Annotated in this window: 24 protein-coding genes; 2 read left to right on the plus strand and 22 right to left on the minus strand. The window is 30.5% G+C overall.

Annotated elements, in window-relative coordinates; translation table 11 throughout:
- Positions 1 to 51: 51 nt before the first annotated feature.
- Genes H9661_RS10455 through H9661_RS10465 form a run of 3 tightly spaced genes read right to left on the minus strand, consistent with a single transcriptional unit; the run spans position 52 to position 2,179 of the window.
- Entirely contained in the window at positions 52 to 816 is a 765-nt protein-coding gene (locus tag H9661_RS10455; protein ID WP_191768691.1) for a tyrosine-protein phosphatase, read from the minus strand.
- 2 nt (positions 817 to 818) lie between these two features.
- Positions 819 to 1,481, minus strand: a complete 663-nt coding sequence (locus tag H9661_RS10460; RefSeq protein ID WP_191768693.1) for a CpsD/CapB family tyrosine-protein kinase — start codon at positions 1,479 to 1,481, stop codon at positions 819 to 821.
- 11 nt (positions 1,482 to 1,492) lie between these two features.
- Positions 1,493 to 2,179 (minus strand): YveK family protein, encoded by a 687-nt coding sequence (locus H9661_RS10465; protein WP_191768695.1) that lies wholly within the window; start codon positions 2,177 to 2,179, stop codon positions 1,493 to 1,495.
- Positions 2,180 to 2,428: 249 nt separating this feature from the next.
- Here H9661_RS10465 and galE point away from each other — a divergent pair, with 249 nt between their 5' ends.
- Positions 2,429 to 3,415, plus strand: a complete 987-nt coding sequence (gene galE / locus H9661_RS10470; RefSeq protein ID WP_191768697.1) for a UDP-glucose 4-epimerase GalE — start codon at positions 2,429 to 2,431, stop codon at positions 3,413 to 3,415.
- 581 nt (positions 3,416 to 3,996) lie between these two features.
- On the opposite strand, the gene H9661_RS10475 is transcribed toward galE, so the two are convergent.
- From H9661_RS10475 to H9661_RS10550, 17 genes are all read right to left on the minus strand, one after another.
- Positions 3,997 to 4,155: a hypothetical protein gene (locus tag H9661_RS10475; protein ID WP_191768699.1), complete on the minus strand. Its 159-nt coding sequence runs from the start codon at positions 4,153 to 4,155 to the stop codon at positions 3,997 to 3,999.
- A gap of 17 nt (positions 4,156 to 4,172) precedes the next feature.
- Positions 4,173 to 4,331, minus strand: coding sequence for a hypothetical protein (locus tag H9661_RS10480; RefSeq protein ID WP_191768701.1), 159 nt, complete (start codon positions 4,329 to 4,331; stop codon positions 4,173 to 4,175).
- Positions 4,332 to 4,394: 63 nt separating this feature from the next.
- Entirely contained in the window at positions 4,395 to 4,874 is a 480-nt protein-coding gene (locus H9661_RS10485) for a hypothetical protein (protein WP_243240391.1), read from the minus strand.
- A gap of 13 nt (positions 4,875 to 4,887) precedes the next feature.
- Positions 4,888 to 5,565, minus strand: coding sequence for a hypothetical protein (locus tag H9661_RS10490; RefSeq protein ID WP_191768703.1), 678 nt, complete (start codon positions 5,563 to 5,565; stop codon positions 4,888 to 4,890).
- A gap of 170 nt (positions 5,566 to 5,735) precedes the next feature.
- Complete coding sequence (locus H9661_RS19615; protein ID WP_243240393.1) at positions 5,736 to 5,885, minus strand: hypothetical protein; 150 nt, start codon at positions 5,883 to 5,885, stop codon at positions 5,736 to 5,738.
- Positions 5,848 to 5,976, minus strand: a complete 129-nt coding sequence (locus tag H9661_RS19875) for a hypothetical protein (protein WP_279290161.1) — start codon at positions 5,974 to 5,976, stop codon at positions 5,848 to 5,850. The genes H9661_RS19615 and H9661_RS19875 overlap by 38 nt, the downstream gene beginning before the upstream one ends.
- 25 nt (positions 5,977 to 6,001) lie before the next feature.
- Positions 6,002 to 6,379: a hypothetical protein gene (locus tag H9661_RS10500; RefSeq protein ID WP_191768705.1), complete on the minus strand. Its 378-nt coding sequence runs from the start codon at positions 6,377 to 6,379 to the stop codon at positions 6,002 to 6,004.
- 489 nt (positions 6,380 to 6,868) lie between these two features.
- Positions 6,869 to 7,312, minus strand: a complete 444-nt coding sequence (locus tag H9661_RS10505) for a hypothetical protein (RefSeq protein WP_191768707.1) — start codon at positions 7,310 to 7,312, stop codon at positions 6,869 to 6,871.
- 17 nt (positions 7,313 to 7,329) lie between these two features.
- Positions 7,330 to 8,241, minus strand: a complete 912-nt coding sequence (locus H9661_RS10510) for a hypothetical protein (protein ID WP_191768709.1) — start codon at positions 8,239 to 8,241, stop codon at positions 7,330 to 7,332.
- Positions 8,242 to 8,618: 377 nt separating this feature from the next.
- Entirely contained in the window at positions 8,619 to 8,846 is a 228-nt protein-coding gene (locus H9661_RS10515) for a hypothetical protein (protein WP_243240395.1), read from the minus strand.
- Positions 8,847 to 8,928: 82 nt separating this feature from the next.
- The gene (locus H9661_RS10520) at positions 8,929 to 9,189 is read right to left on the minus strand and encodes a hypothetical protein (RefSeq protein WP_191768713.1); all 261 of its coding nucleotides are present in this window, start codon (positions 9,187 to 9,189) and stop codon (positions 8,929 to 8,931) included.
- Positions 9,190 to 9,484: 295 nt separating this feature from the next.
- Positions 9,485 to 9,964, minus strand: coding sequence for a hypothetical protein (locus H9661_RS10525; RefSeq protein ID WP_191768715.1), 480 nt, complete (start codon positions 9,962 to 9,964; stop codon positions 9,485 to 9,487).
- An 11-nt stretch (positions 9,965 to 9,975) separates the two neighbouring features.
- On the minus strand, positions 9,976 to 11,847 hold the full coding sequence (locus H9661_RS10530) for a hypothetical protein (RefSeq protein ID WP_191768716.1): 1,872 nt from the start codon (positions 11,845 to 11,847) through the stop codon (positions 9,976 to 9,978).
- Between the two features lie 27 nt (positions 11,848 to 11,874).
- Complete coding sequence (locus H9661_RS10535; RefSeq protein WP_143315802.1) at positions 11,875 to 12,084, minus strand: hypothetical protein; 210 nt, start codon at positions 12,082 to 12,084, stop codon at positions 11,875 to 11,877.
- Positions 12,085 to 12,095: 11 nt separating this feature from the next.
- Entirely contained in the window at positions 12,096 to 12,389 is a 294-nt protein-coding gene (locus tag H9661_RS10540; RefSeq protein WP_143315804.1) for a hypothetical protein, read from the minus strand.
- Positions 12,390 to 13,079 (minus strand): DUF4176 domain-containing protein, encoded by a 690-nt coding sequence (locus H9661_RS10545; RefSeq protein WP_191768717.1) that lies wholly within the window; start codon positions 13,077 to 13,079, stop codon positions 12,390 to 12,392.
- Positions 13,080 to 13,287: 208 nt separating this feature from the next.
- Positions 13,288 to 14,880, minus strand: coding sequence for a peptide chain release factor 3 (locus H9661_RS10550; protein ID WP_191768718.1), 1,593 nt, complete (start codon positions 14,878 to 14,880; stop codon positions 13,288 to 13,290).
- A 247-nt stretch (positions 14,881 to 15,127) separates the two neighbouring features.
- Here H9661_RS10550 and H9661_RS10555 point away from each other — a divergent pair, with 247 nt between their 5' ends.
- Entirely contained in the window at positions 15,128 to 15,358 is a 231-nt protein-coding gene (locus tag H9661_RS10555) for a hypothetical protein (RefSeq protein WP_143315809.1), read from the plus strand.
- 50 nt (positions 15,359 to 15,408) lie between these two features.
- Here H9661_RS10555 and H9661_RS10560 read toward each other — a convergent pair whose 3' ends face one another.
- Together H9661_RS10560 and H9661_RS10565 are read right to left on the minus strand one after the other, a co-directional pair.
- Positions 15,409 to 16,203: an SGNH/GDSL hydrolase family protein gene (locus H9661_RS10560; protein WP_191768720.1), complete on the minus strand. Its 795-nt coding sequence runs from the start codon at positions 16,201 to 16,203 to the stop codon at positions 15,409 to 15,411.
- A gap of 167 nt (positions 16,204 to 16,370) precedes the next feature.
- The gene (locus H9661_RS10565) at positions 16,371 to 24,758 is read right to left on the minus strand and encodes a glycoside hydrolase family 94 protein (RefSeq protein WP_341480421.1); all 8,388 of its coding nucleotides are present in this window, start codon (positions 24,756 to 24,758) and stop codon (positions 16,371 to 16,373) included.
- Positions 24,759 to 24,867: the final 109 nt, after the last annotated feature.

Raw genomic sequence — 24,867 nt, forward strand, 5'->3', positions numbered from 1 at the left:
TCTACCAGTTCCGTGTTTTGCACTTTTAACCTCCCCTATTTATAATTACCTTTATTTAAAAAATGACAAAAAAGACTTTTTCTCCTTTATTTTGCGTCCACAAAACTCAATATCTTTATTTAAAAGTAAGTTTTTAGCACTATTTTCAAAAAAATCTTTATACATTTTATTTTTTTGAATAGATAAATCTATCCCATCTGATATTTCAGTTTTTCTTGTAGTGTCATTATGTCCATCTGATCCTATAAAATTGTATATTCCATGTTCCAATAGGATACCTGCAGTCTTCTTAACAGTTGCTCCAAAATCTCCTCTTATACTTCCTGCATTCATTTGAAAGAGAACACCTTCCTCAATAAATTTATTTATATAAGAAGGCTTGTCCATTATAAATTTATACCTTTCTGGATGAGCTAAAACAGGAATTATTCCAAGGACTTGTAGTTCATATATTATGTCAAAGGCTTCACTTTCCATCTTTCTCATAGGAAGTTCAAATAACATATATTTAGAATCATTTATTGTTCCAATAAGACCTTTTTTATAGTCATCAATCATATTTTCGGAATAATAAACTTCTTGTCCATAATTTATAGTTAAATTAATCCCCTCACTAAGTATTACTTTATTGAACTCTTTTACCAGTTCTCTAACTTCTTCGTAAGGGGTCTCACCATATCCTCTACAAAAATGAGGTGTTGCAACTATTTCAGTAATTCCATCCTTTTCTGCTATCCTAAGCATATCCAATGTCATCTTTATATTCTTAGATCCATCATCTATGCCAGGCAAAATATGTGAATGAATATCTATCATAATTACTCCTTGCCCTCATTTCCATAATAGTAATAATATTTTCTTCTTGTATTTTCTATACCATTTAATACGACTCCTAAGATGTTAGCTCCAACCTTGTCTAAAAGTGCCTTTGCCTGAATTACAGAATCTCTCTTTGTCTTTTCTGCCCTTACTACTAAAACTGTACCATCAGCCTTAGTCGAAAGAATTTGAGCATCTGTAACAGCTTGAAGCGGAGCTGAATCTAAAACTATAATATCGAAATAATTTCTTAGCTCTTGTAATAATTTACTCATTGATTTAGATCCTAACATCTCTGATGGGTTTGGGGGTAACTTTCCTGATGTTAATATGCTTAAGTTATCATTATATTCATGTATTGCTGAATTAATTTTTTCCTTACCTATTAACACATCCGAAAGCCCTATTAGGTTCGAAATCTTAAACTTTTTATGTAAAGATGGTTTTCTCAAATCACAATCTATGATAATAGTTCTTTTCTCTGCTTGTGCAAATGACATTGCTAAATTTCCTGAAGTAGTAGATTTACCTTCACCAGGTTCTGAACTTGTAACAACTATAGTTCTTATCTCTTTGTCAAATGATGAATATTGTATATTTGTCCTTAATGTTCTATACGCTTCTGCTGAAATCGACTTTGGTTTTTTTTCTACTATAAACATCCTGTACTCCTTTATTTCGAACTTTCTAAATTAGGTATAGTCCCAAGAACTGGTACACCTACTATGTTTTCTATTTGTTCTTTATCCTTAAAAGTATTATCTAAAAACTCAAGTAATAAAGCCAATCCTACACCTGCCATAAATCCTAACACTAAAGCTATAGCTATATTAAGTTTTTTATTAGGACTTACTGGACTTTCAGGTAATGTAACACTCTCTACAACTTTTACATTTGCATTAGCAATTAATTCATTTGATGTCTTTACAAACTCGTCAGTTATAGCCGCTACAACATCTCTAGCTTCCTGCTTACTTCCACTCTTATATGTAATTTTTAGAATTTGTGTACTAGTTATTGGTTCAACCTTTAATCCTTCAACTACACTTTGTGATTTTAAGTTTAATCCTTTATTTTCAATTGCTCTATTAACTAAATCATTTGTAGTAACTATATCTGCATATGTCTTTATCAGATTTTGATACATTTGAACATCATTACTATTATAATTTTGGCTTGAACTCTCGCCACTTTCCTTACCAATAAATAATTTTGTACTTGCTTCATATTTAGGCTTTATTAAAAAGAAACTTACAACAGTAGCTAGTATAGTTGCAACTAATGTGATACCTACTATAAGCTGCCATCTGCTTTTTAAGGCATCAATTATATCTTCTACTTTAATGTTTTCTTCGTTCATTCTTTTTCCTCCATACTAGTTATTGAAATTTAAATACTTTACGTTTTCCCGTATCATTATAACATTGTTTTAATACTTTGTTAAGAAATTATACACTGTTTTTAATATGAATAATCGCATATTAACACTATTCTTGGAAGTTTATGTTTTGTATTGTAATATAATTGTTATATTTTTTTTATTTAAAAATGCTATAACAAGTGGTAAAGTTAAGATAATATACACTTTAATATTGAGGAGGTTGATTTTATGTCTATTCTTGTTTGTGGAGGTGCAGGCTACATCGGAAGTCATATGATAGCTGAACTTTTAGAAAATAACGAAGATGTAGTAATTCTTGATAATTTAGAAAAGGGTCATAAGGATGCACTTTTAGGTGGCAAACTTTATGTTGGTGATTTAAGAGACAAAGAAATATTAAATAGAGTTTTTTCTGAGAATAAAATTGACGCTGTCATAGATTTTGCTGCATATTCACTTGTTGGTGAAAGTATGGGTGAACCATTAAAGTATTTTAACAACAATGTATACGGAACAATTAATCTACTTGAAGCTATGAAAGAACATAATGTCAAATATATAGTGTTCTCTTCAACAGCTGCTACCTATGGAGAACCTAAATTTATTCCAATAACTGAAGACAGTGAAACTACACCAACCAATGCATATGGAGAATCAAAGCTATTAGTTGAGAAAATTTTACGTTGGTGCGATCATTCTTATGGAATTAAATACACAGCCCTAAGATATTTTAACGCTGCTGGTGCTCATGTTAATGGTAAGATTGGAGAAGATCACTCCCCTGAAACTCATTTAATTCCTCTTATCTTAGACGTTGCTCTAGGTAATAGGGACAAGATTATGATGTTTGGTGATGACTATGATACTAAAGATGGTACTTGCATAAGAGATTATATCCATGTAACTGATTTAGCTAAAGCTCACTCTTTAGCTCTTAAGAGATTACAAAACGGAGGAGAAAGTACTGCTTACAACTTAGGTAATGGAACTGGTTTCTCAGTTAAGGAAATGGTTGAGGTAGCTAGAAAAGTAACAGGACATGCTATCCCTGCAGAAGTTGCTCCAAGAAGAGCTGGAGATCCTGCAACACTTATAGCTTCATCTGAAAGAGCTATTAAAGAACTTGGATGGAAGCCAGAATTTAATGATGTTGAAACAATAATAAGTACAGCTTGGAACTGGCATAAAAATCATCCTCAAGGATATGCTAAGTAATTCTTTTTAGAATTTTTTAAGAACACAGGATATTGGAGCCTTATTCATATTAATTTAAAATTTATTATGAATATAGGCTCTTTTTTTGTGGTTTTTTTTATTAATTTCTCCAGAGCCCTGATGTTTTCAATATATTCTTATATTCTTAAGAATATATATTCTAATATTCTCGTATTCTGATATTCTTCAGAATATATATTCTAATATTCTCGTATTCTGATATTCTTCAGAATATTTATGGTGATATTCTGAAGAATATATTAAAAATTTCTCCTCTATTCAAATTCTTCATTACATATGTTGAAACATTGATTCAATGTAACTTCTTTTCTGGTGGTTTTTTCCTCAAAATAATCTTCCCTCACATAAAATAACTTATATTCCTCATTTTCGTCTAACCACTTCGTGAATAAATCTCTATCTTTCCATTCCATTTCGCAAATTTTATAAGCATTTGAATCAGCCGTTATAATTTAAATTTTTCTATCACCCCCATTACTATTAACTACAAAAAATTCATAATTTCTGTAACTTACCATAAAATACTCTCTATAAAGTTCATTAACGTCTTTTTCTTTTACTTATTTTACATATATATATTTATCATAAGCTGATTCTAAACGTAAGAATCCTTCACCTTTTTTCTGAGAAAACAATTCAACTTTATTTATTTTATCATCGACTCCACATACATAAGCTTTATATTTTTTATTTTCAAACACTGCAATTGTCCTATCCATAACTCCTCCAAAATATTTTAATTACCTATTCCTCTGAATCTTCCACTTTTAAATATGGCAACCAGCTCTTCTTTTCCATTAATAACTTCATACATCTCTGCTCCCTCTTGAATGATTGCCTTATTATAATCTGTTACTTTCCACTCAGGAACAATCGTACCATTCCTTCCTCCCAAAAATCCATTTTGCGTACATGGAGCTGGATCTAGTAACTGATTAAAAATGAAATGAACTTTTTATTATATTATTGATATTCCCCAATGTTTTTCACAAAGACTATTTATTCTTAAGACCTCAGACCACATTCCTTCTGGTTTTCCCATACCTTCCCATTCAAAATAATTCTTAAAATTAACTTCGTTATCTCTTAAAGAATTTTTAAGTTTATTAAGTATTTTTTCTCTATCAATCCTAAATGGTGATGAGTCAAATGATTCTTCTATTAATTGACTATAAATGGTTGATAACGCACAATATACATCAAATACCTTTCCATCCATCATCTTTAACAATATTCCTTCCAATAATTTATCAACCTTTATATTAGGTCTTTCTTTATATACTTCATATATTCCTTTTGTTAAAATACTTCCAACATCTGTCGGAACATGTGCACCAACCCATTGATGCAACTCTACTTTATATATATCTTTTCCTTCTAATAGACTAATTAATTCATTACTATTTATTGCATTTATTACCTTCTCTTTAATGTCCATATTCAATTACTCCTCACCTTAAAAATATAATATCTACAAAATCATCATTATTAGGTATATTATCAATTATAGCTTCTGCTGTTCCTCCATCAGTATACCCTCCTGGAATCCAGTGTTCATTAGCTCCGAATTCATTACCAGAAGGTATTCTAACATTTAGACTTTTAGCATCTTTAATATCAAATCTTACTAATCCTCCATCTGCTGAGAAATGCCCATCATCAAAACCTAACTTTTTCTCATATATAGATATATCCCCATTTGCTATATTATCTATTTTATCCATAAAATCTTTAGGTGCTATAAATTGAGTATTATCAGGGCAACCTATGTAAGGATTCCCCTCAACAAATCTCATATATTGTTTTTTAGTCATTACAAAGGATCCTCCATTGTCAAACTGCTTTAAATGCTGTTCTATGTACTCTGAACTTAAATACGTTGATGGATCAGGTCTTTTCCCTTTATCTATTGATAATATTTCATCTATTTTAGACTGTGTTAACCCTGAATCTATACCTCCCTCAGCACCACTACCACCTTTAACCTTCTTAAGCAGCACCATCTGTGCTATAAGTCCAGCTGTATACCCAGTACAATAAGCTAATCCCTTTTCATCCTTTGCATCAGATACTTGCTGAACTATTCCTTCAACTATAATAGAAGGATCATCAAGGATAGCCTTTATCATTTCGTTATCCTTATAAAAATCTTCTTCTGCTCCTTTAAGCCAGTCTGGAGTATCTCCTCTTACTTTGGATATTAAAACAAAAACAGCTACTCAGTCTTCTATGAATTGTAAAAGCCTTCAATAAACAATTCTTTCTATTTATTGAAGGCTTTATAGAATCCCTTGGAGAATTATAAGATTTCTATTCTATAATCCTTAATATTCCTTTCATTTTCAAGTTGCATAACCTCCCATAATCCTTCTGTTAAATTTTCTCCTTCATACTCCTTGCGATTTTTCAATTTACCTTCGTATGTAAGAGCATTTTTCCTTAACTCCAAAAGGATATACTCCTCTTCCTACTAGAAAATCATCAAGCTCATTTCTCTTTATTGCAAGTAATAAACTTTTTCTATTAACATTTGCTTTCATATACATCATCCTTTATATTAAAAAACTAATACGCCAATGATATCCTAGTTAAATTACCTGTCTGCTGATGTATTGCAAATTTCCATGTTGTTCTTCCATATTTATCTTTAGTTTTTTCATTCCCATCACATACAACTGCCGTCTTCTTCCCGTCAGAAGTTAAATAAGAAAAGTAATAATTTTCAGGTTCACTTTTTTCATATAATAAATTCCCATTAATGGAATAAATATCCAACTGACTTTGTAAGTGATATTCCCCTTTAAGAATTACTACAATATCATAATCTTTATATAATCTAGCATCCTGCAATTTATCAATTGATAAATTTATTTTTTTACTCCCATTCATCCAACTTACCAATCCGCTTTTCTTAATAAATGAAAATAAGAATTCTCCATTCATTTTATAATATTGTATTTCCACTTCGTTATTTTTGTTTCTAGTTTTAACAAATATATTTTCTTCATCTTGTATAGTTGCTATTTTTAATCCATCAATTTCAATAGAATGTTTTTTCCGCTATAGTTCCAACTAATTCTGTTATTTTCATTATCAATTTTCAAATCATATTTTTCCATATTTATTCTCCTAACTAATAAATTAATGTATAAATCTTTCGCTTTCTTCAATTGGTTCTATATAATCTATTAATGCCATTTGGCAAAAGTTTAAATAAATATTAATACGCTTAATCGGTAACTCAGCTATCGCTACCATAAAAAATAAAGGGATATATCAGAATTTTAATTATTATTCTTGATACATCCTTTTTATTAATAATTTTATTCCTTAATCTCTTTTATTACATTTAATTGTGATTAAAAGAATAGTTTTGACGTAAATTTTTAACAGATATTTATTTTCTAACTTAATAAAAATTACTGAAACAAATTACTTATTCTTAATTTTAAACTCTTTTACAAATTTCCTGTATTTTTCATCTATTCTTTTCTTTTCTTTTTCATTAATCAATGTATACTGATTATTAATTAAATCTATATATTTAATTACACATTTATCCGAACTATGAATTACCATCTCATTCATAAGTTCTCCTAATAGATATGCTTGAATATCATCTTTTCTATGTGTTAAACAATCTAATACCTTATGGAAATCAATATCATCTATTATATCGATTATCATTGCTTGAAAATATTCATCTCCAGCATTGTTCCACAAAAAATTTATTCCTTTTTCTAATGCTTTTTCACTATTTATATCAGATAATATATCTATCACTTCAACAGTCTCATCCATATCATTGAAATCATCTATTACTTTTAACAATTCTTCTAAATTTTTAGATTTTAAGTATTCATAGTCTTCTTCCATTTATTAATTCTCCTTTACTATTTTACTTCTTTTAATATAATAGTACTACAGTATGGTGTTCCATTACTATCTATTATCCACCAACTTTCTACAAGCACATCTTTATTAGCTCCTTTAATGTATCGTACAATCTTAGTATTTCCAACTTGCACTTCTTTTGCCGCATCTAAAACAGTATTGGCTATCATTTCATTATTCTCAACTGTATCTGCTATTCCTGCATCATTTAGCAATTCACCCATTCCCTTAGAACGTTCATAGTTATGAACTTTTTTTGTAATATCCTTTAATTCTTGCTTCATTTCTTTAGTAAAATCTGCCGACTTTATTTTCTTTAATTTTTCTAATTCTCCAATTCTACTCTTTAATTCTGAGTAATTTGGTGGTTCCTTAATTTTACCTCTTATATAAGTATCAATTTTTCCTTTATTTACTTGAGCATAACCATCTGTATATACTTTAACAGGATTTTTTGCTCCTGCAGGTGTTACTTCTTCAATCTTAATCTTTCCAGCTTTACTAGCTCCCTCAGCACCACTACCACCTTTAACCTTCTTAAGCAGTACCATCTGCGCTATAAGTCCAGCTGTATATCCAGTGCAATAAGCTAATCCCTTTTCATCCTTTGCATCAGATACTTGCTGAGCTATTCCTTCAACTATAGTGAAAGGATCATCAAGAACAGCCTTTATCATTTCATTATCCTTATAAAAGTCTTCTTCTGCTCCCTTAATCCAGTCTGGAGTGTCCCCTGTTACCTTAGATATTACAACAGCTACGGCCCCTACAGCATATACAAAAACACCTTTAACTAGGCCAACTAACCCTTTAATTAGATCTTCTACTGACTTAATCACTCCGTCTACGAAGTTTGCTACACCTTGGTAAAAGTCTGTAATTCCATCAACTATTCTTTCCCATGTAGTCACGTATCTTGTATAGGTTTCATGGGCTCTGCTGCTTTCTAAAGACTTTAGTATTATTACCTTTGCTTAACTATTAAAAATAATGAATCAGCCTACTTAAATTTCGGCTGATTCATTTAAAAATTCTTTTATTGAATCTTCAATAGTTAAACATCTTTCTGACATTGTAAATACAACAAATTTATTATTAACTATATTATAATTACTTGCTTTCTTATGACTAAGTCTGCAGTTCTAAAATTGAATGTTAACAACAGGATTTTTTACTATTAATAACATTTTAACACCGATTTAAGCTTTGTTCATCTTTTCACTACAAAATTATTATTTTACATATTAATTATAAAAAAATTTATGTCACAAATTCTATATATTATTGTTTATTTAATTTGAGTTCTTTCTTCACTAACAATTATATCTTTCTTGAAAACTTTACCTTGATGATAATATTTATCACATCTTTCTAATCCTAATTTCTCTGCAATTTGCAAATTACTAGTACCTACTAAATATGAATCTTCTAATTCCTTTTCTATATTAACTATTAAATCCCCTACTTTTCCAATGCTATGAATCTTATATATTTCTTTAATTTGTTCTTTATTCACTACCTTCGAATAAACTCCACTCCTATATTTATCTACAAAAGACGAATCAATTTTTGATTTATCCTTTGTTATAATTAAAATATTACCTTGCATATCCTTGCGGAATTGTTTTTTGAAGAACTGTATCGTTGTTAATCTTTGGTATTGCGTCTCTAATTGCTTTCATTATTTTCACTTGTTCTGATGATAGTTCGTTAACATTAGCTAACCGTAATTTATTAAATTCATCAACAGTTAAGCCATTTTTATTAATAATATTAATTATTACTTTAAGATTACTATTTAGTGTTTTAACTGCTCCCTCAGCACCCGAACCACCTTTAACTTTCTTAAGAAGTACCATTTGTGCTATAAGTCCAGCTGTATACCCAGTACAATAAGCTAATCCCTTTTCATCCTTTGCATCAGATACTTGCTGAGCTATTCCTTCAACTATAATAGAAGGATCATCAACTGTAATTATCTATTAAAGAATAATGAATCAGCTTACTTAAATTTCGGCTGATTCATTTCATCTTTTCACTACATTATTACTATTATTCAATTAACCTACACTTTATTATATAGTATATAATTCTCTTAAAACTCTATTTAATCTTACCCATCATACTATATACTTTTCTCTATGTAGTCATAATCTATAAATCAAATATTTTCCTACCATATTCCGCAAATGAAAAATCATTTATTCTTATAACTTTTTTCATTATATTTCCTTTAATATTTAATCGTTCTAAAGCATTAATATTCTCAAGTTCTAACCTTTTTGCTCTTAATGATTCAGTTGTTTTTTTAAATATTCTGTCTATATCAATTGTAAATGGTGCTAATTTTTCATATTCATTTCCAACTTGCTCAAATATATAGTATATTGCTAAATATATTTCCTCAACATTACCTTCAAGCATTTCAAGAATAGTCCTTTCAAATACTGCATTAATAGCTAATTTAGGTTCCTTAATATGCAACTCATAAATTCCTTTTAGAATTAAATTCTCATCAACTGGTCCAGAATTATCCTTATCCTCATATCTATATTTCCCTTTTCCCATTATACAATCTTTGAATTCATTTTTATTAATTGAATTTTTTAAAATCTCATATGCTGAATAATACATAATTATTCCTCCTATTTCTTTATTTTTTCAAAATATACTATTTTCTTATCTATAGCTTCATCAATATTTTCAATCCTACTAATAACAGTTTCATACTGACCACCAGAAGTTCTCAATCCTGGTACCCACCATTCGTTTGCACCTAATTCATTTGCAGTAGAAATTCTTATATTTTCTACTGCCGTAGGATCAATTTTTCCTAACCATACTCCATCGCTATAAGTATCTTCAGCCAAGCCCAGTTTGATAGCAATTTCTTTTGAATTTAAACATGTTTCGCTTATTGCTTTTGCATCATCATAATTTAATACATATAATGCAGATTTTTTACCATTTAAACCTTCTCTGCCCCATGCATTCCATTCAAATTCAATTTTTTTACGAATCCCATTATTAATAATAGCACCTAAAGAATTGCTATTAAAAAATTTTTCTTTGTATATTTTGTATGCATTAGGGAACTGTTTTTCCGGTTCATATGGTATTAGTTCATTCTTAATATCATAAAATAATTCTTTAGAAATTGTAGTATCTATATTATTTGAATTATTATAAGCTTGTTCCATGGCACTTTTTACTTCATTAGCATTCTTATCAGTAAACCAACCGCCTGAATCACTAATCCTACTATCTAAATAGTTATCCAATAACTTATTATTTATTTCTTTATGGCTTAATCCAGAGTCTTTTAATCCAAAATACTTTTCATATAATTCAATATGACTGTCTATGTATCTTTGAGAAACATAATAGTCAAATTCTGTTGAAATATCATTGGCTTTATATTTTCCTGAAGCCCAATCAACATTATCCTCTCCATAGGCTTTTTTTAAATAATTGTACCACTCTTCCCCAGAATAAGGACCTTTCTCAACAACCTCAGCACCAGTACCACCCTTAACCCTCTTAAGAAGTACCATCTGTGCTATAAGTCCAGTTGTATATCCAGTGCAATAAGCTAATCCCTTTTCATCCTTTGCATCAGATATTTGCTGAGCTATTCCTTCAACTATAGTGGAAGGATCATCAAGGACAGCCTTTATCATTTCATTATCCTTATAAAAGTCTTCTTCTGCTCCCTTAAGCCAGTCTGGAGTATCTCCAGTTACCTTAGATATTACAACGGCTACGGCACCTACAGCATATACAAAAACACCTTTAACTAGGCCAACTAGCCCTTTAATTAAATCTTCTACTGATTTAATCACTCCGTCTACGAAGTTTGCTACACCTTGGTAAAAGTCTGTAATTCCATCAACTATTCTTTCCCATGTAGTTACATACCTCGTATAGGTTTCATGGGCCCTACTGGCATAATTATTGTCCATCTCTTCATAAGGAACTACCTTGCTGTTAAATAGATTATTCATATAATCTATGTCAGAATCAAATCCACTTTTATATGAATTTATTATATCCCAAATTTCCTCTATTTTTCTATAATTTCTTTCTTGATTTTCTTTTTCTTCTTTACTGTCCGAGAAACTTGGAAAACTTCTATAAGTTGAAACATTGTATCTCATGATTCCTATTGCAGTACAAGCACCTATTATTGACTGCATATTCCACCATATATCATCTCTGTCTACTCTCATAATAGCCCCATAACTCATTGGGTGTATTATTCCTGTCATTTCATCGTGAAATCCACTAAAAAGTTTATGTAAATCCTCTAATTCTCCCTTGCAGGCACTTATGTCTCCTTTTAAGTCTTCATACTTACTTATTAATGCTGATACCGCTTCTCCGCTGTTTTCAGTTTCAAGCCTACTATTTATATTATTTAATGATTCTTCCATGGTTTCAATTGCTGATTTATATGTAGCTATCTTATCTCTTAAGTCTCCTATTATGGCGTAATTAACTTTGATATCACTTATCAAACCCTATCTCCCCTTTCCGCTAAGGTTTTAATCAAAGCTATAACTACTGATTTCACTAATCAAACTATCGCATTTTTGCACCATACTGTTTACAATCAAGGCAAAATCATTCTTAACATCTGCATTATCTAAATCCATGTCTTGAAAATTTTTAATAATTTGCTTTTTTTCTCTTTCTATTTCGTCTACATACTTTGAAACTAATCTCTCTGCATATGCTTTTTTATATCTACCCATATATCTATCACCTACTTCTTTAATTGTTCATTTTCTGCTATTTTAGCATCTGTTTCTCTAAAGGTTTCTACAAGTGCTAGTCCATATTCATGAAACTCCTGTATCTTTTTCAATAATTCAGGTGCTTTCGTATCAGCCATAGCTTCTAGAGTATCTTTTACTTTACTAATAAAATCTGAATTCATCCCACTTAAACTATCTTTAGCACTTTGAGCAAAATTATCTGAATATGGCTCAAAATCTCCTATAGCTGAATTTAATGTAGCTAAATCATTTGTTAATTCATCTACTTGTACTTTTATCATCTATGCACCCTCCACTTCTAATTTTTTCTCAAAATTTTCTCTTTCTTCTTCAGTAGAGAAGCCAAATGAATGCATCTTTTTATCTATTATTAATTCTTTCTTCATAAAATAGACATATGCATCTTCCTTCTCATCTGAATATCCTTTCTTTAGTACTTTATCTACTAACGCTGAAGTAAAATTAATTACCCTTGATTCATCTAAAAATCCTAGTGGATATACAATTCCTGCATAATGAAAAAAGGACTTAACATCATTATGGAAAATAAAACGGTTAACTATGATTACTTGTGCACTCTTGATATCTTTTTTCCCTATGATTTTCTCTAGGTACTCCTTTTTTAGCTCAACTGCAGTACCTAAAGGATAAATCTTTTCTACAATATCAATTAACCCAAATAAGACTTCTCTCATTTGTGCATAAGTAAATTCCATTTTACTTTCTTTAAAAATTAAAAGATGTTTGTCCTTTTCATTTATATATACGAGATCATTTATATTATCTCTACATGTATTCTCTTTTTCACAGATAGTTCTATTAATTTCATATAAAAAACTAATATTTCTACCAGAATAAACACAACCTATTTCATAAAGTTGCTTTCTTTTATTATTATCTAAATATTCTAGTGTTTGTAACCATTCAGCTAATAACTTTTCAGTTAATTCTTTCTTATTTACATTAAGCATTCTAAATCTCCATCCATTCATTAAATTTTATTCTATCGTTTGCTTAATTGTAAATTTAAGGTTTCCCACACCTATTTCCCATTTTAGCCATTTTATTCTATTTTGTAAATATATTCTGCAACTTTTTCATATATTGTCTACAAAATAAAAAGAGAGAATACATTCTCAATAAAATGTACCCTCTCAAATATCATAAACTATTGAATTATTATTCTGTCTTTCCAACACCAGATAAAACAATTCCCTTATTATGCTCTAAAGCCCAGCTAATACCCCAGTCATTTTGGAATATTAAAAGATTTCTATCTTTAAGATCCTTAACCTTTCTAGTATCAGATGTAAGATTTAATGTATCTGGATCTAGTTCCTTATTTTCAATCCATCTTACATATCTATAAGGAAGTCTTTCCATCTTAATCTCAACATTGTATTCGCTGTTAAGTCTATATTCTAAAACTTCAAATTGAAGAACACCTACAACTCCAACTATTATTTCTTCCATTCCTATATGAAGCTCTTTAAATACTTGGATTGCACCTTCTTGTGCTATTTGAGTAACACCTTTGATAAATTGTTTTCTCTTCATTGTATCAACCGGTCTAACTCTTGCAAAGTGTTCTGGTGCAAAGGCTGGTATTCCTTCAAACTTGAATTTATTTGATGGAGAACATAATGTATCACCTATAGAGAATATTCCTGGATCAAATACACCTATTATATCTCCAGCATAAGCTTCTTCAACTATTTCTCTATCTTGTGCCATAAATTGTTGCGGTTGTGCTAGCTTAAGCTTCTTTCCACCTTGCATATGCATAACTTCCATACCTTTATCAAACTTTCCTGAGCATATTCTCATAAAAGCAATTCTATCTCTATGAGCTTTATTCATGTTAGCTTGAATCTTAAATACAAAAGCTGAAAAATCTTTATCAAATGGATCTATCTCTCCAATGCTTGAATTTCTTGATAGAGGTGATGTTGTCATCTCTAAGAAATGTTCCAAAAATGGCTGAACACCAAAGTTAGTTAATGCAGAACCAAAGAATACTGGTGTAAGTTCTCCGCTTCTAACTTTTTCTACATCAAACTCATCTCCAGCTATATCTAAAAGTTCGATATCTTCCATTAATTTATCATGAAGTGCTTCACCTAGGATTTCTCTAAACTTTTCATCTTCAACATTTCCTTCAACAGTTTCAACTTCATTTTGGCCATGATTTCCACCATTAAATACTATGATTCTATTATTATCTCTTTCATAGATTCCCTTAAAATCCTTACCTGAACCAATCGGCCAGTTCATTGGATAAGTCTTTATTCCAAGTTCATTTTCTATATCATCTAATAATTTAAATGGATCCTGTGCTTCTCTATCCATCTTATTTACAAGGGTAAATATAGGCATTTCTCTTAATGCACAAACATGGAATAACTTTCTAGTTTGATCTTCCACACCTTTAGCTGCATCAACAACCATTACTGCTGAATCTGCTGCCATAAGAGTTCTATAAGTATCTTCTGAGAAATCTTGGTGCCCTGGAGTATCTAATATATTTATACAGTGACCATTATAATTAAACTGCATTACTGAAGAAGTAACTGAAATACCTCTTTGCTTTTCTATTTCCATCCAGTCTGAAACTGCATGCTTAGATGCTTTTCTTGCCTTAACTGAACCTGCAAGTCTTATTGCTCCTCCATATAATAAGAACTTTTCTGTTAACGTAGTTTTACCAGCATCCGGGTGGGATATAATAGCAAAAGTTCTTCTTTTCTTAATTTCATCTATATAATCTGACAAAGTTATTTCCTCCTCTAATATATTTCTTTATTATAAAGTCTATGGCAAAAATTTAAATATCCATCCTCACCATTCCTTCTAGATAATATCTCTTTATTATACAATTTATTATTATACCATAAACATTGCTTTTTAGGCATATTAATATCCTATGATGTAGATTTTTAGTCTAAGCTTTAGACTACTTGTATTATTTTTTTTTATTTTGAGAAAACTAAACCTATATATTTTAAAAGGAGGTATTAATATGGCTGACAAGAAAAAACCTTATTTACCATATGCAAGAACAAGTTATCATCCAAAACAAAATGAAATAAGAAGTTTTGCACCTAATGGTGATTCAACACCACTGGCCAATCCTGCAGTTGATCCAATAGTAGTTAACAATATAGCTAGCCAAGAGTTTGATTATACTGAAAGTCTAGCAAATGAGGGTGCTAATATACTACCTACTGAAGAAGAAGATAATTCAGACTAAAAAAATAGATAGACATAGCTTAAAGCTTTGTCTATCTTTTAAATTTCTACTTATTTTACTCCTGCTTTAATTATATTACCTACTGTTTGTGTATAAATTTGATATCCTTTGTCATTAGGTAAAGACCCATTAAGTAAAGTGGATTCTTGTGATGCTGATTCAGTAAACGCTTTTTTCATATCAGCACAAGTTAAATTGTTTTCAGCTGCTAGCTTTTGAATAGTCAATCTATATGTATTATCTAAGGCCAAAGTACTTGGCAATACTGGAATAATAGTAGCTTTAGGGCTCTTAGATTTTATCTCTGCCAATATATTGCCATAATTTGTCTTTGATTGGCTTGGATTAACTAATGTACTATTATCATTATGTCCAAAACATGTGATGACAAGATCATAGTTACTTATATCATTATTCTTAGCTACATTCACTCCAACAGTAGTTGATGCACCACTTTGCGCTAATGATTTTAATTCAACTTTACTGCCATATGTGTTTTGTATTAAGCTAGCTACTCCTTGATCCCAAATTCCATTATCTGAATTTCTTCCCTGACTCATAGCAAGTCCATCACCTAAAATCAACACTCTAACAGGTTGTTTTTCCTTAAGTTTTCCATAGAAATCAAGACTTTTTGTACTTTTATCTTCTACTGGTGGTTCTTGAGCTTTTACTTCTTTGGTATTTTTAGATTCTTCTTTTGAAGAATTAGTTAAAGACGCTACATATTCCTCTTTATTAATACTGTTTAATTTCCTATCCTTAATAATTCCTGCTGCAAGAACAAAAACCAAAATTAGTGCTAATGCACTTATAGTTATCAACCCTTTTTTGCTATTATTCAATCTAATTCACCGCCTTAATCAACTTTATTTTACACATTTTTTCTCTACATGTAAATATTTTTTGCATATGCAGTATCTAATTATAATTCCATCAAGGCCTCTATATATAATGTTTCAGGGTAAAGTTTCCATCTGAATCTTAAATGGTAACTTTACCCTGATAAATTTTAAGAAACTACAGCTGTAATTTGAAGCTTTCCTTTATCTCTTGGTATTAGCTTCGATGACATTTCTTCACCATTAATGATTATTTTATTTTTATCTCCTCTAATAACTTTAATTTCATATTCTTCTGTTTCATTATTTATATTAATTGTATATTCTCCCCAATCCTCAGGAATACATGGTTCTATTTTATATCCTTTACCTTCTACCTGCTTTAATCCTAAAATATCTTCAAGTCCTACCTTATACATCCATCCAGCAGTTCCAGTATACCAACTCCAGCCTCCTCTTCCACCATGAGGCTCTCTTATATATACATCTGCTGCCATAACATATGGTTCAACCTTGTATACTTCACATTCTAGTTCTGTATTAGTGTGATTTATAGGATTTATCATATTGTAATATCTTAGTGCCTTATCTCCAAGACCTAACTTGGTTAAAGCTAATATAACCCAAACTGCAGCATGAGTATATTGCCCTCCATTTTCTCTAACGCCAGCTACATATCCTTTTATATATCCTGGCTCTAACTTTGATTTTTCAAAAGGTGGAGTTAACAAAAGTATTAACCCCTTATCTTTCTTTACAAGATTTCTATCTACAGCCTCCATACTTTCAATTGCTCTTGTCTTTGAAGCAGCACCTGATATTAATGCCCAACTTTGTGCTAATGAATCAATTTGACATTCTTCATTTTCTCTTGAGCCAAGTGGTGTACCATCATCAAAGTATGCCCTTCTATACCATCCACCATCCCAGGCTTCTTTCTCTAAATTTTCTCTAATAAACTCTTTCTTATCTTTGAAATTTTCTTGTCTTTCTTTATCTTGCATATGCTTACATACATCATCAAAGTTATCTAAAATGGTATATAAAAACCATCCAAGCCACACACTTTCACCTTTACCTTTATTTCCCACAGCGCTCATTCCATCATTCCAATCACCACTGCCCATTAATGGAATGTTATGCACTCCAAATTTTAGTCCCTGTTCTATTGCTTTTATACAATGCTCATATATGGTGCCTTCTTTATTAGAGGTATTTACTATAGTATATCTTTCGTCTTCACCCTCTTTTAAAGGCTCATCTTCTAGATATTTTGCTTTTTCTTCTAATATAGAATAATCTCCTGTTCTCTTAATATATTCTGTTGTAACATAAGGTAACCATAGTAAATCATCTGAAAATCTTGTTCTTATACCGCTATTAATAACAGGGTGCCACCAATGTTGTACATCCCCTTCTAAGTATTGCCTTGATGCACTTCTTATTATCTGCGCTTTTGTTATTTCATGATTAATTATGCCAAGAGACATAGAATCTTGAAGCTGATCTCTAAATCCATAGGCTCCTCCTGATTGATAAAATGCTGTTCTACTTAAGTATCTGCAACTATAGTTTTGATACAATAGCCATCCATTTAACAGATAATCCATTGATTTATCTTTTGTCTTTACTTGTATATTTCCTAGGAAATGTGCCCAATATTGTTTAACATTTTCTAATGAATTTACACATTCTTCTGCACTAGTATATTTTTTTATTTTTTCTTCTATACTTTCTGTAAGTTCTTCTTCACCAAATAATACAATTATCTCTTTCCTCTCTCCTGGTGCTAACTTTAGCTTACTCTCTACTGCTAAACATGGATCATATACACTTCCAACTCTATTAGACAACTTTTTATATTTTAATGCCTTTGCATTTGAAACATCTCCACTTACTCCTATAAACTCTTTTCTATCTCCAGTAAATGAAAGCTCTTCTCCTCCTAGTATTGTAAGATAAGCCTTCAACTTTCCAAAATACTTACTATAAGGATTTTCTCCCATTATATAATTATCCCCTAGTGATGTAGTTATATATCTAGCACTTTCATAATTTATTACTCCAAGAACAAGTTGTGCATAGTAATAAATCGAAAGATTTCTCTCTTTATCGCAAATATTTTCTAAAATAACCCTTTGAATTTTTAATTTTTCACCTTTAGGGCAAAATACCTGTTCTTCCCCCTTTATGCCATGACATGTATGGCTAAAGGTTGAATATCCAAAGGAATGCCTTATAACATACTCTCCAACATCACGAACTGGTTTAGGGGTAATTGAAAAATATTCCCCACAATCATTATCTCTAATAAGAAGCGCTTCTCCAGGTGGATCTATAACCCAATCATTGCTCCATGGTGTTATCTTATTTTCTCTACTATTTCCACACCATGTATAGGAAGATCCGACTTCAGAAATATGGAATCCAAAATCCTCATTTGAAATAACATTTATCCAAGGAGCTGGAGTATTATTGAATTTGTCTAATTTAATAACATAGCTGCTATCCTTAGGATCAAATCCACCATACCCATTCCAAAAGTCTAATGAACTTGTATCAAAATGTTCTTCTTGTACATTTAATATTTCCTCTTCATGTACTTCAAGTAACTCTACGTTATTATCCATTGGTTTTTCTTTGTTTACATGAACCTTAATAAGATGAGAATCCATAAGTTCTTTATGTCTTAAAACTTGAGCTGACTCAACCTCCTCTAAATCTCTTATTTGAGTAATTATTGAACCTTTTCTGCTATCTACATAAAGTGCAGCTATTCCAATTATAAAATCTCTTATATCTTCTCCCATAGTAGCTTTATTGTGAAGAAATATTCCACCTGGCTTATTTAATGCTCCTGTTTCCTTTGAAAAATTAATTGCACCTAGTATATTTTTTTGTAATGGTTGTTCATAAGATGATTCTTCATCATTGTATATAAGCAAATCCACCTTTAATCCTTTGCTCTTCCAATAATAATGCATCTTAATCATGCCTCTTGCTAAATCCATATCATCTTCATCTTTAACTAATACCATGGCTATAGGTAAATCTCCAGAAATTCCATATGCCCATAAATCCTGCTGATTAAACTTTATATTTTTTATATAATCTTCTCTATCAGCTCTTCCACTATGAAGGAATAATATATATGAAGCTAGCCTCTGATATATATTTGCTTGTGCTGATTTTATTCCTAGCGACTTTAATTCAAGTTGAATTGCTCTGCTATAAGAGCTATATGCCTTCTCTAGTTTACTTATCTCCTCATATTTCTTAGCAATTTCTAGTGCTTCTTCCTTTGAATTAGTAGTTCCTGTAATATAGTAAACTTCTTTCTCTTCATTAGCTTCAAGTCTAATTCTAGCTCTTAAACTCATAATAGGATCTAATACTGTTCCTACTGTATTTAATAATGGAGCATCATTATCTAGAACTTTTGGAGATTTCAAACTTCTATTTCTTCCTATAAAATTAACCCTAGATGTTTCATATGTCACTGCTCCTTCTAACTCATGTGGAGAAATTATCTTATGAACTATATAAGGAACTACTCCATCCTTTACTCTTGCCCTTCTGCTTCCTAAAAGGCATGAATGTTCATCATCATATTCTGTTGAGATAAATAGATTAGAAAAACTAGGGTGAACAGCATCTCCTTGAAATGATTGGAGAGTTACTTCCATATAACTAGTTATCTCTACACTTCTGCCTTTTTCTCCTGTATTTTTAAGTATCAACTTTCTTATTTCCACATCATCTTCAGGTGCAACAACAATTTTAAGTTCACTTTCTATAGACCCATCTTTCCTCTTAAAAATTCCCTTATCAACAGTAAATTCTGCCGTATAACTTTCTCCAGAAGATCTACAAGGTTCATAAGTTGCACTCCAATAATCATTAGAATTTAAGTTTTTAATATAAATAAAATTCCCCAAATTATCTGAAGTGGTGTCTCCCTTCCATCGATACACTGACATACTGTCTTTCTTGCTATAACCACTTCCACTTAAAGTTACCATAGTTGAATAACTTCCATTAGATAATAGTAGTACCTCTGGATTTTCTCTTTTTGCTCCTTCATAAATCCTTGGAATAAAATCTTCTTTCTCTAAAGTTTTCTTCTTAGTTACTAAGTTTTCTTCCCTTTCAAAGGTTATCTTACTTGGAATCCTTTCTTTTAATAGCAGTTCTGTAGCCTTAACCTCTGGAATACTGTGGAACCTTTTTTGAAATATGTTATCATTAAGCGTATTATCTAAAGCCATTAGTGACATGCCTAAGTGATGTACCATATAGCATCTAACATCTTTCTTTGCAGCCCTACCTTCTGCTGTATCCATTTTACTTACTCTGCTCGGAGTGTAGTCTATAGCTTCTATAAATCCATATCTACCATATGTTCCTTTTTCCATTAGGCTTCTTAAATTTTGTATACCTTCATCCTTTGAGTAAGGTAATGTAATTAATGTAGAATATGGAGATATAACGAGCTCATCTTCAAGCCCCCTCTTAAGCCCAACTCCTGGAATTCCAAATGCTTTATACTGATAATTCTCTCCTAAATCAAATTGATAATATGCTGATTCTGAAATTCCCCAAGGAACTCCTTTTTTATTTGCAAATGCCTTTTGAGCATTAATTACTGACGAATAAGTCATACTGAATAAAGTATCTTTATAGCTTTTAATAATAAGTGGTGGCATAAAGTATTCAAACATAGTACCACTCCAAGATACTAGACTCTTCTCATTAAAAGCATCTGTCATAGCCCTACTTAAGTTAAACCAATGTTCTTTGGGAATTTGATTTAATGCTATTGTTATAAATGAAGTAGCTCTAGACTCTGAAGCTAATAAGTCATAGTATGAACTACCTAAGGATTTTTCTTCTAAGTTATACCCTATGGAAAACAAGCCTCTTTCCTCATTGTATAGAAACTTAAAATCCATTTCTTTCATTATTTTTTCTATCTTTTCAACTAAATTATCTATTCTTCCTGCAAATGATTTTAGTAAATTTATTTTTTCTTGAATAATAACTTTAATATCTTTTCCAGAAGAAACATATAAATCTTTTAAAAAGGATATTAATTCATCTAAAGAAGGACAGTTATTCTCATACTTTTCTAAAATAAATTTTTGGATTCCCTCAAATAGATATTCATAATAAGCTATTTTCAGCTTAATTTCTCTTTTTATCTTTTGAACCCAATAGATCTTTTCATTATCTTCTTCAGATAAATCTATTTCTTCTATAGTAGATAAAACATTTTCTAAAATATTAGAGTAATTCTCAAAACCTACTCCATTAAATTTTTCTGCAGCGAAACCTATAATTTTTAGGCTATCATTTATAGCATCTATCTCTTCTACTCTTATTAAAGGATTTCTTCTATATTCCACAAGTGTTTTTGAAATTATCCACAAATACCCTAGTAAATTACCACTATCCACAGTTGATATATATCTTGGCCACAGAGGAGTGCAATTTCTTGTGTCATACCAATTTAAATAATGTCCATTGTATTTCTCAAGCTTATCCATTCCATTTAAAATCAATTCAATCCTATCAACTACAGCACCAAAAGATAAATAGCCAAGATCATATGCAACTAAGTTACTAGTAAGTCCCATTCCTATATTGGTTGGGGATGTTCTATAGGCTACCCCTTTATATGGTTTTTCTTGATAATTATCAGGAGCTAAATAGTTATTTTCTTCATTTACGAAGTCCTCATAATATGCCCATATTCTCCTTGAGTTATCTCTTAAGAACTCTTTATCTTGTTTATTAACTTCATAAAACTCTTCTGGCTCTCTCTTGCTAATATAATATGCTATATAAGGACTTGCAATCCAAAGCAAGGCTACTGGTATGCTAAATAATGCAACCACAGGTCTAGCACCTAATGCCAAAACTAATATAATTATTCCTGCCAAGTAAGAAATCCACATTCTCTTAATATAAGCTTTTAGTGAATTATTAGTTGATTCTTCAACCTCTTCAGCTGTTTGCCATTGCAATAAATTTCTCTTTGAAATGAACAATCTATATAATGTTCTACAAATTCCATCAATCATCAGATATGCCTGGTATGGAATAAAACTAATTATAAGGATAACCTGCTCAAAGCTTTTAAATGTCCCCATTGTTTTGTTTCTTGGTGTTACCACAAAATCTGTAACTGTAAAAACAACAGGAATAATAGCTCCTAAAAAGCAAAGCAAAACTATTTGACTTTCGCCTTTAAGGATTGTTAAGTTTAATATCATCGCAAGTAATAAATTTCTAGCAAGCATACTTCTTCTTAAGTTATCATAAATCTTCCACCTTGATAAAAGTGATATCTTAGAGGAAAAAAGCCATCTTAATAGCTGCCAATCCCCCCTAACCCACCTATGCAATCTCTTGCAGCTTGCTTCATAAGAAGAGGGATAATTGTCTACAACTTCTACATCTGTAACTAGTGCGCACCTAGTAAACGCCCCTTCTAAAAGGTCATGACTTAATACTGAATTTTCAGGAATCTCATCTTTTAGTATTCCATAAAAAACATCTATATCTATGATCCCTTTTCCTGTAAAGTTCCCTTCTCCAAACAAATCCTCATATGTTTCAGAATACGCTATTGAATATCCATCAATCCCACTCTGTCCTGCAAATATTCTTGAAAATGCAGTTTTGTTCTTACTTTCCAAGCTTATACTAACCTTAGGCTGCATAATTCCAAATCCACGCTCAACTTTTCTATTCTTCACTACCGCTCTATTTAATATATGAGCCATAGCTCCAACTAACCTATTAGCAGCATCTCTTGGAATAAATGTATCTGCATCTAATGTAATTATATATTTCGCTTCTTTTAAACAAGATATATCGCTACTTATTGTATTAAAAGTATGCCTATATCCCTTTAAAAGAGCCATAAATTCCATGAGTTTTCCTCTTTTTCTTTCTTTACCTATAAATGTCCCTTCTTTTGGATTAAACACTCTCTTTCTATTTAAAAAAAAGAAATGTTTATCTTCTGGGAAATACTTGGAATTCAGCCTTTCTGTCTCCTCCATTGCTGAATCAATTATCTCATCATCACTAGGTGATCTCTCTTCTTTGTAATCTTTAAAATCTCCTAGTAATACAAAATAAATATTTTTATCTTTATTCGCATGATAAGCAACTTCAAGTTGTTCCATTAGTTCTTTCGCCCTTGATTTTGTTGGTATTATAGCTGGTATCGCTATTATAGTTTTCTTATCATCCGGAATCCCCTCTACATAATTAAGTTTTGGAACAAATCTAATAGGAATTAACTTACTTACTGACCAATTTATTAATGCTACAACAATTTCATTAGCTGGTACAATCATTAACAATATTGATACCACCCACTGAAATGTTGTAAAATCAACTCCAAATAAGTAGCTTATACCTAGTACAATTGCTATAATTCCTACAGTTCCTAGAAAATTTAATGCTATGAACGTTATAGGTGAAATATTCTTATTTACTTTTACATTCTTATTTAATAATTTAACTAATTCTTCAACCCCGTCATCTATTAAATAATATCCGATATGACATTTACAATTGTTACTTTTATCTTCTTTTGCTATTAATGCTAAGTCTAATGCCTTTTCTGTTAATGTAATTTCATCTACTTCAAGTTTCTTTGATAACACTTCAATTGTATGCCTATAATAATCTTTTGATTCAAAATCCATATTCTCATATATATTGTTTGGATCATTACATAAAATTTCTTCAACTTTAGAAGTTACCTTAAAGAACTTTCTCCAACTTATCCCTTCAATTTCTCTTAAGGAACTTATGCAAGTACTTATGGATTGCTCTATGGATGCTTCAACAAAATTGTTTTTTACAAAATCCTCTTCACTTTCTTTTGCCCCTGTTTTATTTTTTATAAATTTCCAAACTTTATCGTCTTCTATGGAATTATCTCTCAATGTTCTTTCTAATGATTCAAGAAACAATCCTGAGATCTTTTCATAACTTCTATCTAATTCTTCTAGAATTTCGTCAATTTTATTTTTGTTTTTCCCATCTATAATTCTGTAAGCCTCATACTTCCCCCTAATCTTCTCCTCTTGCGTTACTACAAGTTTCTTTGTGGTTTTAGAAAGTTTTATTATTATTGCAATTCTAAGCATAAGGGGGAAAGCCCATAACTCTCCTATTGTGAACCTTTCTTCCTTTCGATTTATAAATTCTATTACTTCTTTTTCTTTAACTACTCCTTCTTTTAATTTAACATATTCCTTTGCATATATTAAAATCCTTGGTATTTCGTTTATATTCGCCTTTTCAAACTTAGGAAGATTATCAAAATATGACATTGGCATATTTTCTTTGATGCTTTTATACTCTTTTTCTATCAGATATATATTATCAAGTAACCATTCTCCAGATCCTAAAACCTCTTCTTCCATATTTGATAATTCTTTTATGTACTTATAGTTTTCTTTTATTTGGGCAAATCCAAGCTTTAACTCTTGCAATACATGCCTTCTACAGTTTATAGTATCTCTTTTGCTCACTTATGCCAGCCTCCTTAGTTCACTAATTTATGCTTAGTTTTCCCAAAAAATCTAAAACTATAAACTTTCTTTTCTTATTACCACTTATTTACTCAAGAAACTATCTACA

The sequence above is a fragment of the Clostridium cibarium genome (assembly GCF_014836335.1).
Taxonomy (GTDB): Bacteria; Bacillota; Clostridia; order Clostridiales; family Clostridiaceae; genus Clostridium; species Clostridium cibarium.